Origin of the sequence: Vibrio sp. 10N.286.49.C3 (genome assembly GCF_041469545.1) — a bacterium.
Lineage (GTDB): Bacteria > Pseudomonadota > Gammaproteobacteria > Enterobacterales > Vibrionaceae > Vibrio > Vibrio tasmaniensis_A.
In genome coordinates, this window is the sequence record NZ_JBFRKT010000032.1 from 1 (window position 1) to 14030 (window position 14030).

The 14030-nt window shown below is 41.9% G+C and carries 15 protein-coding genes and 1 pseudogene; 8 read left to right on the forward strand and 8 right to left on the reverse strand.

What is annotated here, in order from left to right:
- Together AB4180_RS14565 and AB4180_RS14570 are read left to right on the forward strand one after the other, a co-directional pair.
- Window positions 1-795, forward strand: a 795-nt coding sequence (locus tag AB4180_RS14565) for an SH3 domain-containing protein (RefSeq protein WP_372081878.1), incomplete at its 5' end; no start/stop codon positions are given.
- A gap of 115 nt (window positions 796-910) precedes the next feature.
- Window positions 911-1267 (forward strand): hypothetical protein, encoded by a 357-nt coding sequence (locus AB4180_RS14570; RefSeq protein WP_012604261.1) that lies wholly within the window; start codon window positions 911-913, stop codon window positions 1265-1267.
- Between the two features lie 256 nt (window positions 1268-1523).
- On the opposite strand, the pseudogene AB4180_RS14575 reads toward AB4180_RS14570, so the two are convergent.
- From AB4180_RS14575 to AB4180_RS14585, 3 genes and pseudogenes are all read right to left on the reverse strand, one after another.
- Window positions 1524-1619: pseudogene (locus AB4180_RS14575) on the reverse strand (integrase); the annotation flags it as partial.
- 103 nt (window positions 1620-1722) lie between these two features.
- On the reverse strand, window positions 1723-2013 hold the full coding sequence (locus AB4180_RS14580; protein WP_009847097.1) for a type II toxin-antitoxin system RelE/ParE family toxin: 291 nt from the start codon (window positions 2011-2013) through the stop codon (window positions 1723-1725).
- Window positions 2006-2227, reverse strand: coding sequence for a TA system antitoxin ParD family protein (locus tag AB4180_RS14585; protein WP_009847096.1), 222 nt, complete (start codon window positions 2225-2227; stop codon window positions 2006-2008). The genes AB4180_RS14580 and AB4180_RS14585 overlap by 8 nt, the downstream gene beginning before the upstream one ends.
- 186 nt (window positions 2228-2413) lie before the next feature.
- On the opposite strand from AB4180_RS14585, the gene AB4180_RS14590 reads away from it, so the two are divergent.
- Window positions 2414-2734: a hypothetical protein gene (locus tag AB4180_RS14590; RefSeq protein WP_102249837.1), complete on the forward strand. Its 321-nt coding sequence runs from the start codon at window positions 2414-2416 to the stop codon at window positions 2732-2734.
- Window positions 2735-3014: 280 nt separating this feature from the next.
- A complete protein-coding gene (locus tag AB4180_RS14595) occupies window positions 3015-3341 on the forward strand; it encodes a hypothetical protein (protein ID WP_102249838.1) in 327 nt (108 codons plus the stop codon).
- A 284-nt stretch (window positions 3342-3625) separates the two neighbouring features.
- On the opposite strand, the gene rplY is transcribed toward AB4180_RS14595, so the two are convergent.
- Window positions 3626-3904 (reverse strand): 50S ribosomal protein L25, encoded by a 279-nt coding sequence (rplY, locus tag AB4180_RS14600; RefSeq protein ID WP_009847093.1) that lies wholly within the window; start codon window positions 3902-3904, stop codon window positions 3626-3628.
- A gap of 369 nt (window positions 3905-4273) precedes the next feature.
- Here rplY and AB4180_RS14605 point away from each other — a divergent pair, with 369 nt between their 5' ends.
- From AB4180_RS14605 to AB4180_RS14615, 3 genes are all read left to right on the forward strand, one after another.
- Window positions 4274-5002: a glycosyltransferase gene (locus AB4180_RS14605; RefSeq protein ID WP_012604258.1), complete on the forward strand. Its 729-nt coding sequence runs from the start codon at window positions 4274-4276 to the stop codon at window positions 5000-5002.
- Between the two features lie 14 nt (window positions 5003-5016).
- Window positions 5017-6336, forward strand: a complete 1320-nt coding sequence (locus AB4180_RS14610) for an LssY C-terminal domain-containing protein (RefSeq protein ID WP_102249839.1) — start codon at window positions 5017-5019, stop codon at window positions 6334-6336.
- Window positions 6337-6509: 173 nt separating this feature from the next.
- Window positions 6510-6890 (forward strand): VOC family protein, encoded by a 381-nt coding sequence (locus AB4180_RS14615; protein WP_102249854.1) that lies wholly within the window; start codon window positions 6510-6512, stop codon window positions 6888-6890.
- Window positions 6891-6985: 95 nt separating this feature from the next.
- Here AB4180_RS14615 and AB4180_RS14620 read toward each other — a convergent pair whose 3' ends face one another.
- The 3 genes from AB4180_RS14620 to AB4180_RS14630 all read right to left on the reverse strand — a co-directional run bounded on the left by AB4180_RS14620 (window position 6986) and on the right by AB4180_RS14630 (window position 9517).
- Window positions 6986-8332 (reverse strand): ATP-binding protein, encoded by a 1347-nt coding sequence (locus AB4180_RS14620; protein ID WP_102249840.1) that lies wholly within the window; start codon window positions 8330-8332, stop codon window positions 6986-6988.
- A 102-nt stretch (window positions 8333-8434) separates the two neighbouring features.
- Window positions 8435-9094, reverse strand: a complete 660-nt coding sequence (locus AB4180_RS14625; protein ID WP_004734666.1) for a response regulator transcription factor — start codon at window positions 9092-9094, stop codon at window positions 8435-8437.
- 24 nt (window positions 9095-9118) lie between these two features.
- On the reverse strand, window positions 9119-9517 hold the full coding sequence (locus AB4180_RS14630; protein ID WP_009847088.1) for a PepSY domain-containing protein: 399 nt from the start codon (window positions 9515-9517) through the stop codon (window positions 9119-9121).
- 288 nt (window positions 9518-9805) lie between these two features.
- Here AB4180_RS14630 and AB4180_RS14635 point away from each other — a divergent pair, with 288 nt between their 5' ends.
- Window positions 9806-12187, forward strand: coding sequence for a GGDEF domain-containing phosphodiesterase (locus AB4180_RS14635; RefSeq protein WP_102249841.1), 2382 nt, complete (start codon window positions 9806-9808; stop codon window positions 12185-12187).
- Between the two features lie 76 nt (window positions 12188-12263).
- Here AB4180_RS14635 and AB4180_RS14640 read toward each other — a convergent pair whose 3' ends face one another.
- Entirely contained in the window at window positions 12264-14003 is a 1740-nt protein-coding gene (locus AB4180_RS14640; protein WP_102249842.1) for a DEAD/DEAH box helicase, read from the reverse strand.
- Window positions 14004-14030 lie beyond the last annotated feature (27 nt).

Consider the following 14030-nt stretch of genomic DNA (forward strand, 5'->3'; position numbering starts at 1 on the left):
GCTCTAAAGCAAGCGAGCGAAGTGGCAAAGCAAATGTCGTTTTATGAGTCTTCGGCTCTAAAGCAAGCGAGCGAGGTGGCAAAGCAAATGTCGCTTTATGAGTCTTCAGCTCTAAAGCAAGCAAGAGGCTATTTGAAATCTTTTGCGATGCAAGAAGCTGCTTCGTTGATCGCAGCTAGCTCGATTTCTCGTATGTTTGTTGCAAATGACTCCGCAGCTATCCAAGCAGTAAGAGAGATGTCAGGCTCCATATTACAGCAAGACTTAGCTGGAATTTTGGATAGCTCTAATGCTGAAATTGGCTTTGAAATCAATGCGGGTGTCATCGAGGACGCTGTTACTCAATTTAGCACTGCTCCTGCACCAGAGAGCAGTGGTAGCATTTTAGACTGGTACAATAATCAACCGCCTTCAATGCAGCTGATCATTGGGCTCATTTTTAGTTATTGGATTGGAGTATTTTGCAATTTATCTATGCCACTTTACGATGATTGGTCACAGCTATTTAGTGATACAAACTCTAGGGTAACTCCTAAGTTAATTGTGAATGAGGCGCGGAAAGAGTACGAATTAACTGACCTCAAGAATTATCGTTTTGTTGTAGCTACAATCCTACATGTTAGGAATGATCCAACAATTAATTCAGAGATACTCGATGAACTCGGAAACGGAAAAACTGTAAAGTTTATAGAAAAGTCAAAACGGTGGGTGCTGGTTGAGTATTTGTGTGATGAATCGGGAGAGTATAGAACTGGTTGGGTCTTTGCGAGGTATTTGCATAGATTCGAGATCTAAAATCTAACAAAGCATTTAAGAGTGATTCGCAACGCTCGGCATTTTCGCTTCGCTCAAGTATAGCCGAGCGCAGCTCACACCTTAATGCGGCGTTAGCTTAAAGGGACGTGAAGCTATGGATGTTATTTCAATAATCATTGTCGTTTTATGCGCAACATTTGTGTTTCCTGCCTTGTTTGGTTTGTTCGAATTGAAAACTTCAAAGCTCAAAGCAATCATCGAGGTTGAGGGTAATCAAATAACGATCCGCAAGCTGGCTGTGGAACGATTCCTTAGCTTAAAAGGCAGCACGATATGTACTACTAGCATTGTCCGTATTCAGTTTGTGAAAGACCCGATTGGAGGGACGTGCGTAACTCTGTTTAATGAATCCGATGGAGCTTTGGACTTTTGGGTTCCAGAGCACTTAATTAAAGGTGTTAAAAGTGAACTTGTGAGTGCTTGCCCGTATGCACAATTCGTTGAAATTTAAGCTAACTAATAAGGATTGAGGTGTTGCGTAGCCAACACTAAATCCCAAGTGTTGAATAAGCCCGAAGCCACTTTATTAAGTAAATTGCGTAATTTAGTTTGAAGGACACATCGCTTTGAGGTTTTTCTCAAGGCAAGCGAGGCCAAGATAAGGTTGCGATAGCAATCTTATTAACCAGTTAGCTATTTTTCGTTTCTTTCGTCGTTACACCTCCTCTATTTTGGTTGATGCCATTCTCCTTATTATCAAATGCCTTTCGACGAACCACACGAGAATAGGCATCAATAGTTGCAGGTGGTTTACCTTGCAGTTTAAGGTTAGTAAGGTGTTGTTCATAAGGAGAGTTATAGCGTTACAAGAGTATGGATGGTAGCTGTTTTACTCTGCCGCGTAGCGGCTTCGTTCAACAAACGAGTATGGCTCAGACGGGCAAGGATATTTTCGATCACATTGAATCAATATATTTTCTTCATATCTCGATAAAAATTTTCGTGCGAGCCGAGAGCTATTAGTTCGAGAGTTACAGTACCATCTTCATAGCTATAACCGAGCAATGTTAATTGCTTAACCATCTTAAATTTATGCACTCTCAAGAAAAACAGGTCACCTTTCTTCTGCTCACCAAGATGCGGATCTTCCATAAGGGCTCGAATAGCATTATCTAGATCCGTTTTTTGGTTCTTGTGTAATTTCTTGACCGCCTTCTTAAAAGTAGGTGTCTGAAGAATGTTGGTAATCTTAGTCAAAAGAGTAAGCCTCTAATTTACCTGCTTCCTTCTCAGCTTTTGCTATGACTGCTTGCTTTACGAACTCATAAGGTAGATCGGGGTTGTCTTCCATCATTTTCCCGATTTTAGCCCAGTGCTCAATTTGTTTTGGTGTAGTGCGGTTTAGTGCTTTAGCCATTATCGCAGCCTTATCAAAAAGATCTTGGTCAATACGTACACTTGCAGTAGCCATAATATGTCTCCTAATTTAGTTTGTATTTATATTGTAGTAAATCGCCACAGGTGTTGCAAATTGCGCCATGACAAGCATTTAAGCAGACTGTTACGCTTGTAATTTTCTACTTGGATTAGTTTCAGTGATTTCGATCGTAGGTTTGAGTGTTTAGGTAGTGTTGTCAGCGACTCAATTAGGCATTATGTGCTTCAGGCAAATTATCTTATGGAGGCAATAGTGAAAGATCCTGATATCGAGTTTTCAAAATGGAAGCTAGAGAGGAAAAAAGGAAGTCTCAGATTTACTGCTCGTACATCATTTCCAGCAATCTTAGGCGTGATGGTAGGTCGAAGTATTGAGCCGTTGTTTATGTCAGAAACAGCTTGGGGCTGGATACAAACTACCGATGTATTAATGAGTGGCTTCTGGAGCTCGATTGGAGCTATCCCCTTAAGTTATGCAATATGGTTTTGGCGTGAGAAGAAGTATAAGCATCATGTCGCTAATCTTCAGCAACGCAGATAACAAGCATTTAAGGCGGATTCTTATATGTACCTCTGGCCAAATTTTATGCCTGTATTTCTTAGCATCAAGCGAAATTGAAATTAGTGGAATTAATATCAAACTAGACTTTGGAAATATCCCTACAGGCGCTTAAAGCGGCCTATTGCTGGCTCCTCCTTTCAGCTCAAGATTGGATTTCGTGTTAACAGCGCTCTGGTTTACTATGGGGTAATCGTGTCGTTCACGTCTTTTAAACGCCGTAATGTTCTACCCTAAAAAGTAACACTTTGTGGAGGTCTGTATGAATATCAAAGAGTCTGATTGGAAAATCTTTTGTGAGATAAAGAGTGAAGCTGCGCAACTGTTTTGTACTCGTCAGCTAGATGAAGCCATCAAAGCGATTACTGATGAATCAGAATCTGTAGGGGAAAGGTTTCACTTTATGTGCGAGTACTCCAAAGAATCTCAAAAGCAAATGAAGCTTATTTTTGATGGCCATTCTCGAAGCCGAGCATTTATCCAACTCATGCAAATGTGCGAGGAAGGTTTGATTGTACCAAAACAATTCGAACGCCTTTCAGAGGAACTCAAAAAAGACATTACGAACGTTCTAGAAAGAAGAGCCTAGCGAAAAAGCGGTCTAGTCTTTGTGTTAGAAAAACTACTTTATAAGTCCACCTTTCGTCCACCCTTAATCCACCCAGAAAATATAGGGACAAAATAGGGGAGGGAAAGTTGATTATTTTCAGTGTGTTGCGCGAGATTTACGACGTTTTTGAGGGCTTAGAAACGGTGAAACCCCGATGTTGGTAGCATCGGGGTTTCGAATTTCTAGATTTCTCGACTGGTAAGATCGATTATCTTTTCTATGCAGAAGGCTGGATTAATCCAATCTTATTCCTTGGTAGGGAATTAGATACGGATGAAGTCCATGTGCTCAACTTTAGGCTTGAACGCGTGACGTTGAACGTCTTGCGGCTTAACCTTAACTTCTGCGCCGTCAATCACTAGAGTGATTGTTTCGTAGAATTCAGGCTTATCCATTTGGTTGATCACGTCAGCGTGAACAAGTTCGATAGCTACAGCTGCTGCTTCGCCACCGTAGATTACAGCTGGGAATTTACCAGCGTGACGTAGGCGGCGGCTCGCACCTTTACCTAGTTCAGTACGTACTACTGCTTCAAATTTCATAGTTTTACTCTCAAATTAGTAAAAATTAACTTCACACCTCAATGCGACCTTGAGTATGTGGTAAAGCTTAGGCATAAACGAGTTCATGCTTAAGCGAGCGCGGATACTAACATCACATTCAAATCTGAGCAAGTCAGAAGCCCATCTCAAAGTGAATTTCCTTCGATAAATGATTCGTTTGGAGATAAAACGTTCACTAGCGCTTATTTACCCCATTTTATCGTCTTTTACATTGCCTATCTTATCTATTTATAGCGTTGCTAAATCATCAAGTTAATGAACGGAAAATGAATGTTTGCCTAAGACTTGGTTAAGGCTTGGTTGGTTAATCTTAGTGGTAATTAAACAGCAGAATGAATAGGTGAAAATATGGAACCGGTAAGCATTGTCGTAATTACGCTAAACGAAGAGAAACGCATCAGCCGCTTAATGGAAGAGTTGAGTGTGCAAACCCATCAAGAATTTGAGGTGATTGTTGTCGACTCGAACAGTGAGGACAACACAAGAGGGGTGGCACAAGCTTATGAAAGCGCGTTGCCAAAGTTAACGGTTCATCATATGGAAAATCGCGGTGTGAGCCTTGGCAGAAACACAGGCGCTTCATTAGCGCAGTACAACCGAATCCTTTTCTTAGATGCCGACGTGAGTTTGCCCCGAAACTTCCTAGCGAAAGCGCTTTATGAACTAGAGGAGAAGAAGCTTGAAGTGGCGGGTGTGTACATGAGCTCGAAAGGTCTGCCGCTTGTACACAAGTTTGGTTACGGGCTGTTTAACGCAGGCTTATTTACTACCCAGTTCTTTTTCCCGACGGCGATTGGCGCCTGTATTTTCTCGACTAAACGAGCGCATGATGAAATCGGCGGTTTCGATGAAGAGATCGTACTGTGTGAAGACTGTGACTATGTAAAACGTGCGAGCAAAACATGGCGATTTAGATTCCTGAATATGACCTTTGGTTTTGACCCACGTCGTTTAAACCAAGATGGTGTTGTAAAGACAGGATCTACTTACCTTAAAGCCAATGTAAGACGCTTTTTTAAAGGCGAAATGCGTAACAACGAGATGAACTACAAGTTCGGTCATTATAAAGAACAGTAAGCACTGAGGTTGTTATGTTTGATGGACTAGGGCTGTTTCTGGGGGCGTTGGGTGATGCTCTCATTGGCCCAAACCTATTTGTACCGGGAGAGCCCTTCTTTATCGCAGCGGGCTTTCAACTGTATTCAGGTGCAAGGATGGCGTTGGTTTTGGTCATGCTAGGTGGTTTGCTTGGTGACCAACTCAGTTATTTCATTGGCTATAAATACGGTGCGAAAGCGCAGCGAAGGCTCATTAAGTTTCGTCCTAAAACCAAACGATTAATTGCGCGCTGCCGCTATCTAATTGCTCGCAAAGGCACATACATCATTCTTTTTGCTCGTTTATTAGGGCCTATCGCTTGGGTTGTGCCATTTATAGCGGGCTCGCATCGTGTACCGTGGCGTAATTTTAGTGTGTTGGCGTTGTTCGGCTTGGCTCTTGGTGGTGGACAGTTCATTGCTTGGGGCATGTTACTGGCGCACGGTGTTGAAAACTTCCCGTGGCTTAATAACCTTAAGATATTTATCTCTGAGCATAATAGCTTGATCGCCGGTGTGTTCACGGTATTGGTCTTCACCATTATTGGTTATCGAATGAAGTGGCGACGCTTGGTGCTCAAATCCAGTGCGCTGTTGTTGGCGTGGGTATTGTTTGCGAACTACGCACACTTTTTCTGGAAAGCGGATGATTTTAAGAATCAACCAGAGACGGCTCAAATTGACAAAGTCGACTGGAATTCGGTTACCTATAAAGCGTTCCCAGGCAAATCTTCATTCTACTCGGCACAAGCGATCAACGTACTATATGTTGGAGCAACCCCAAGAGACTTAATGAAACAATTGGGCTGGATAGAGAATCAAACTTTTTCTCGAAATGAGATTGAATGGGCTGGCTATCTCGCATTGCTTAGAGACAAAACGCCCCCAGTGTCCGATTTATATTGGAGAGACAAGCCACAAGATATGGCGTTTCAATTGCCGGGTAACTTGATGAAGCGTAGCCATATTCGCTGGTGGCGTGCTGGTGTTGATGTTCAAACTAACCAGCCTCAGTGGTTAGGTGCAATCAGCTATGATGATGGCCTTAAAGTTACCCCTTACTCCGGCATTGTGACCATACTGCATAACATTGACCCTAATGTTGATGAAGAGCGAGATAGGCTTGCTAATCAGATACGAACGTCATTACCAGATATTGATCTAGACAAGTACCCATTGGCTACGGTGGAAGTAATGAATGAAGATCATGACTATTATACAGATGGTAGGATTTTAATGATTGGAGTCGCGACTCATAATGATAATGTGCAAATTCTAGATGTGGCTGTAAATGATATACAGAGCGATATATAAGAGCGACTAACTTGTGCCTTGTTTGAACCCCCTTCAAACAAGGCTTTGTGATTTCTACTGGACTCTATCTAAAGAAACTTAACCTTCTCTCATGTAACTCCTCAACTATAAATTGTTCAACTTTGACTATGCTGATTAAGGGCGAACAAGCAGCGAAAGCTGAGGATAACGTTATGCAAATGAATCCGATTGGTTGGTTTGAAATATATGTTGATGACATGTCGAGAGCAAAAATTTTTTATGAATCAGTGTTTAAAGTGACGCTGGATAAGTTAGACAATGAAACCGGAATCGAAGTTGAGATGTGGGTATTTCCTTGCGATATGGGGAACTATGGCGCCACAGGAGCTTTATGTAAGATGTCCGGTGTAAAAGCGGGAGGCAACAGCACCATGGTTTACTTCTCTTGTGAGGATTGTGCCACAGAAGCCAGTTTGGCAGCGGCCAATGGTGGCGCGCTACAAGTACCCAAAATGGACATTGGTGAGCATGGTTTTATCAGTGTAGTGAGTGACACGGAAGGCAATATGATTGGGCTACATTCGATGGGCTAATTAAGTTGAAGTGAGTCGTGTCTCGATGAACCGAGATAAAACTAAGCCCTAGCAGTACGCTAGGGCTTATTGTATTTAACTTTTATTTAGCTTGTTCAGCCTTTACTTATTTTAAGCACCAGAGAAGCTTTTAAGCCGCCCATAGAGCTCTTGCTGAGCGTTAGGCTGCCTCGGTAGCTGTGCGCCATTTCATTCACGATGTTAAGCCCCAAGCCTGTTCCTGGTGTGGTTTCATCAAGTCGAACACCTCGTTTGGTCACTTGCTCAAGCTTCTCTTCAGGAATGCCTTGGCCATCATCTTCAATCACCAATTCAATGTTGCCATCATCGAGTTCATTCGAATGGACTCGGATAATGCTGCTCGCCCATTTGTAACTGTTCTCGAGTAGGTTGCCGACCATTTCATCAAGATCGGTTTTTTCTACCGCCACTTCAATCTCAGAGTCTAGCTCGTTAATCATGGTGACTTCGTTGGCGGAGTAGACTTTATCAAACGCCATTGAGATAGCTTCAACACGCTCACAAGGTGAAGACTTCACCGAAAGAATGTTCATTGCACCGGCCATGCGTGCTCGGCCAAGGTGATAATCGATTTGGCTTTGAATCTGATTAATGGGTTGTTGCAGCAGTGCCTTGTCATCCTCTGGAAGTCGCTCTATCTCATTTTTCAGAACCGACAGCGGAGTTTTCAACGCATGAGATAAGTTACCCGCGTGGTTACGCGCTCGCTCCAATAACTCTTGATAGTGGAAGAGTAGGGCATTGAGATCAGAAACTAATGGAGAAACCTCTTTCGGGTAGTTGTCGCTTAACCCTTGTTGCTCGCCGTTTCTCAACATCACCAGTTCACGTTGCATCTTACTGAGTGGCAATAGCGACCAACTGACTTGAATACCAATCAACATCAGCACGCCCACAAACAGTAGCATCAGAATCAACCAGACCTGACCTGTAAGTTCGGTCAGTGTGGATTCTAATGGATCTTCATCAATACCTATGGTGATCGTGACAGGATCGTTCAGTTCAGGCAGATAGATATCCTGCTCGATGTAAATAAGCTTTTCTTTCTCAGGCCCTTTGATTGAAGTATGAATCGGCGAACGCTTGATGGTGAGGTCTTTGTCCCATAGCGAGCGAGATCGAATAATCTGGTCTTGAGTAGCGGCTCGCCAATAAATACCACTGTAGGGTTGGTTAAACCTAGGGTCAGACAGACGCTCTGCCATGATGAGGTTACCACTGTCGTTGGTTTCTATGTTGGCGGTTAACTCGTCCATGGTTAGGCTGAGCTGTTGCTTGACGTCATCGACCAAGTAATCGTTAACCAACTTAGGTATTCCGACGCCTGCCGCTAATATCATCGCACCTAGCCAAAAAGCCGCGGCGAGGAGCAAGCGGCTTTTTAGACTGACGTTTTTAAGTGTTCGTTTTTTTAGATTCATACGTTACCAGCCTGTCTTTGCTCATCTTGCTATGAGAACAACAACGATCAGCACAGGCTGTCCACTAATTGGAGATTGCTCTTAGCTTAATTAAATACAGCGTTATTCAGCATTCAGTTGGTAGCCAAGGCCACGAACGGTTTTGATGATCTTTGGTGCGATTTTCTTACGAATACGACCAATGAACACTTCAACCGTGTTTGAATCGCGGTCAAAATCTTGCTTGTAGATGTGTTCAACCAACTCAGTGCGCGAGATAACTTTGTTTTGGTTATGCATGAAATAAGCGACCACTTTATATTCAAGCGCTGTGAGGCTAACCGCTTGGCCTTGCCACAACACTTTAGAGCTGCGTGTGTCTAGGCTTAGATCACCAATTTGAAGTATAGGAGCAGCACTGCCTGACGCTCGGCGCAGTTGAGCACGAATGCGGGCTATCAGCTCGACCATTTCGAATGGTTTAGTTAGGTAGTCATCAGCACCTGCATTCAAGCCTTCTACACGCTGAGTAAGCGTGTCGCGCGCACTTAGGATAATCACTGGCGTGTTAATGTTTTCGTCTCGAATACCTTTTAATACGGTTAGGCCATCCAGCTTAGGTAGACCTAAATCGAGAACGATGGCATCCCACTCTTCCGATGTTGCACGGTAGAGTGCGTCGATACCGTCTTGAGAAAGCTCTGGAACCCAGTCGGCTCCCTCAAGGGTCTCTAGAATTTGTTGGCCCAAGCGAGGTTCGTCTTCAACGACTAAAATTTTCATGTATCACTCTTTTATTGTTATTTATTATTCGTGGGAGTTTTTGATCGCTTCTTTAAAGTTGCGACCTTTAATCATCAGCATTTCTAACGTTTCAGCGTTGTATTCCACTTTAATGATATTGTTTTGGAAATTTATTTTTAGCTCATACACCCAAATATCATCGTCTTCTTCTAGTTCTACTTTAATGATTCGGCCATGAAGATCATTTTCAACCGCAGCATACATTTCTGAGAAAGGGCGAATGTAGCCCTCTTGCACCGCTTCATAGACTTCGTCTTGATCTTCTTCAAATTCGATACGGGTTCCCGCTTTATGAACATCTTGTACAAGATCATGACCGTTATGGTGATCATCTTGTGCAAAGCTTGATGTCGAGCCTATAGCTACAGCGATACAGATGAGTATAGCGCTTGGTTTTTGCATGCAGTGGCCTTAGTAAAAGAAGCAAGTAACGACAGTTTAATACAATAAAAATGAATGGAGTATGAATGTGAATACGAGAGACGCTTTATCATTTTAGCAATGTAAAGTGTTGTATCAACGTGCAATTAACCAACCTGATATTCATGTTGACTCATTTGCTCAATAGTAATGCGTTGACGTTATTACATTCCCTTACAAATTACAAATAATTAACATGGTAAACTCGCAAGTATATGGACTTATGGGGCTCTTTTGCCGCGCGATATTTGATTTAATAAGGATTTTAGAGTGCCATTTACAGTGCTAGTTATGTTGTTTTTTTCAGTGCTGATAACGTTCACTAGCCATGCTAACGAATTAGATTTCAAGCAAATCAGTGATTTCGAATATGGCATGGTAGTGAGTGATTCTTCGGTTGATGCCATCCTATATAAGGAAGAAGGGTGGAGCTCAATTGTTACTTGTATTCCTGAACCTAATCAGTCGTGTTGGCTTAAACTTGCACTACCTTCAGACAACCAATCATATGAACATCTAGTTTGGAAATCTCTTTCATCCCGGACAGGAGAGCTGTTTTTTGTTGATCAAGACGGAAAAGTTGTTGGCAATTTTTTGTTTGAGTATTATCGCTCGCTACGGCTGAACAAAAATTTTGAATACAGTTATGTTTTAGTGAAATTTCCTAGAGGTAAGACTGTAAATGCCAGTGCGTTATTTTCGAAAGAGCATCAATTAAAGCAATCACTTGTTATGAAAGATGGGGTGATTCTAGCCCTATTTCTATTGTCGAGCGCAATATCGTTAGTTTATGTTTATTTTGCTTGGCCGATAAAGCGATCTAAAACACTATTTATGACGTGCTATATAGTGCTGTTTTCTATGTTTTATATTTACAAGTTTGGGTTTTTATGGGATGGGTATGATGATAAAGGAACCTACGTTATAAATTTTTTTAGAAGCGACTACTGGTTCGTTTCTTATTCTTTATCTTTAGTTTGTGTATATTTAATGCTTGTTTTTTCAAGTTGCGATAGAATAAATACAAAGCACTTACTGATTTGTTCTTCATTTTTGTTTCTACAGTTCTTTTCAGTTTATATAAACTTTGATGTCATTGTTGGGTTTTTAATTAGCACTATCCTTGCAGCCGTTGTTATAGCATTTTGTTTGATATCAAAAGAAGTTAATAATAAAGTTCAAATAATAATTAGCTATCTTTCGTGTTTTATTATGTCTGTGGTGGTTCTTGAATCATCAATGACTATTTCATTCATACCTGAGTATTATTATTTAATACAGGCGCTATTCTACTTGTCTCATGCTTCTTTTGTATTAGCGTGTGTTTATGATCTTGGGGAATTAAGAGTTATTAATTTGGGCGATTATAAGAAATTGTTGTCTAATTCTGATAAAGATTTCATGACAGGATTGTATAATCGAAAATCTATAGAATATAAAAAGGTCATTGAGTGTTCTCGTTGTTATTATTACATTGATGCAAATCAATTGAAGTTTCTCAATGATAGTCAAGGTCACCATGTAGGTGATCGAATGATAATAAATTTAGCTATGCGCTTCAAAAAAATAGCCGCACAAGGCGTAGGGATGGCGTATAGAGTTGGTGGCGATGAATTTGTATTAATTTGCCAAACGTCGGTTTCCAAGGAGTTGCTAGAATATTTGTTGGAACAGAACCTCACCCAAGAAACAGAAAACGCTCTAAGCTTTAGTTTTGGCCGTTATCGCAGTGGTCCTAATGAATCTGTCGAAGACTGTATTTACAAAGCTGAATACTGTTGCCGTAAAGCAAAGTCAAACAATGAATCTTACCAAGACTGGCAGCAACAAGACGGGGTCATGCTCTATAGCTTACCGAATCTTAGAATAGAAGCAGTTGAATTACTTAACTCGGATAGGTTGCTTTGCTTTGCTCAAAAAATTCATTCTTTAAAGGGTGTTGCTTCGAGCTATGAGCTACTGTGTCGTTTAAAAATGGAAGACGAAGAAGGGCGTGAAAAAATCGTTTCTGCTGGTGAATTGCTCGATGTTGTAGCCTCTCATGGGCTTGAGAAGGAGCTCGATTCTCGTATGCTAACTTACGCAATTGGCTTACTTGAGCACTATTCAACTATTCAATTGTCATTAAACTTCTCAGTTAAAACCATTTTCGATATGAGTGTTATTGATCGTTTATGTCATCTACCCCCTTATATCCGTTCCCGTTTATGTGTTGAAGTGACTGAGCTTGTTTTTTATCGTGCAGATGAGAAGTTTCGAAAAATAGTAGAGCGACTACAACACCACCAGATCATAGTTGCCTTAGATGATTTTGGTTCAGGTTATTCATCGTATTCAATTTTATCTGAAGGCTGTTTTGATACGATCAAGCTTGATGGTTCGCTTGTTGAAAATATTAACAGTTCTGATTTTAAGAAAAAAATGGTGCACTCATTAGTTGAGTTGGCAGAAATGAGCCAAACTAAAGTGGTTGCAGAACGTGTTGAAACAATTGAAGAGTTAAGAACTTTAGAAACGCTAGGCATTGACTTTATTCAAGGCTTTTATATTCATAGGCCAACTTTAGCCATTGAGATTTTTGATAATATGGAAAAAGAGGTGCGGGAATCAGAAAAAGCTGAGCGTAATCTAATTTGTGGTTTAACAAGTTAACTCATGTGTGGTCATTAGAATGTGAATAAAAGGAGTATCGATACTCCTTTTATTAATTCTGTTGATTATTGAGAGTCTATTGCTTGAGTTCATCTTCGAATATTTTGTCTCTCATTTTCCAAAAGCGCCCGACTTTACGTGCAATGACGAATTGAGGTGGGCGGAATCGATGTTGGTGAGCGACCACCTTCGTCGGTGAAGCTTCCTCAAACGGTCTGTGTCTGTCTGCAAGGTGAGGGCGAACAAACTGATCCTTAAAGTTCTGTTTCTGTTTCTTGGTGGTTAATGACCAAAACTCATGCACTTGTGCTTGGTTTTCTCCACGGTAAGTGACCTTAAGCTGCGACTTGCCTTTTTCGTCCTTGAGAACGTTAAGGTCCATTTCTAAACACTCAAACACCAACGCATCTTTGAGGTTTAACGCTTCCTTAAGCTTTTTATCTGGGTCGACCAAGGTGGCATCACACTCATGACAAATGCGCGCGGCAATGTCGTTGTCAGCGCCGCATTCACCACAATACTTAGCACGAAAACGATAGTTACAGTGCTCGCGTTCGCCCGTGTCTTCATCGGTAAAGTAGCCTTGGCATTTACGGCCAAAGTGTTCGAGTAAGAAGCCGTTGCTGTCTAGCTTGCCCCAGAAGTTATTATTGAAGCCGCAAGCAGGGCAGGGAATAGTGATGATTTCACTATCTGAGTCAGGCTTTGGGTCTCCGACCTCTGGTTGGTAAAGATCGTAACTGTTGCCTGCATAGTCGAGCACCAAACACTCTTTTTTACCCGGCGATAAGCGTAAGCCACGGCCAACGATTTGTTGATACAAACTGATGGACTCTGTCGGGCGCAAAATCGCGATCAAATCCACATGAGGGGCATCAAAACCTGTGGTTAATACCGATACGTTAACCAAGAACTTGATTTTACGTTCTTTGAAGTCACTGATGATTTGGTCACGTTCGAGAGTTGGTGTGTCGCCGATTACGATTGACGATTCACCTTCAGGCAGTAAGCCAAGGATCTCTTGTGCGTGTCTAACAGTGGCAGCAAATACCATGATCCCTAACTTGTCTTTGGCCAGTTCAATGATCTGGTCGACAATTTGTGGGGTCGCTCGTTTAGATTGTTCGATCACCATATCGAGTTCGGCTTCTTTGTAGCGGCCTGTACTTGCAGGTTTTAGCTGTGAGAAGTCATAGCTTAATACTGGCGCATCGATCATGCGTGCTGGTGTTAGAAAGCCTTCGTCCAACAAGTAGCGAATCGGCAACTCGAAAATACAATCTCTGAAAAACCTAGGCTCTTCAGAGCGTACTTGTCCACGCGTGTGATACTGATAAAGCCAACCCATACCAAGACGATAGGGGGTCGCGGTCAGTCCAAGCACCTTGATGCCCGAATTATTCTCGCGCAAGTGAGTGATCACTTTTTGGTAGCTACTGGTCTTTTCATCGGGAACACGGTGGCATTCGTCGATAACCAACAGTGAAAATTGGTTAGAGAATGAATCGAGGTTGCGAACCACAGATTGAACCGAAGCAAACACCACTTGTTGGTCTGTCTCTTTTCGCCCTAAACCCGCAGAGAAAATTGAGCCTTTTAGCCCATAACCTTCATACTTTTCATGGTTTTGTTCGACCAACTCTTTAACGTGAGCGAGTACCAGCACTCGACCTTTCGCAAGCCTTGCTAGTTCTGCAATCACAAGGCTTTTTCCAGCGCCTGTAGGCAACACAAGAACAGCCGGTGTTTGGTGTTTTCTGAAGTAATGAATCACTGATTTTACAGAATCAGCTTGGTACGGGCGGAGTGTATACATATCGCGTCTTGTAGGGTAGAAAACAAA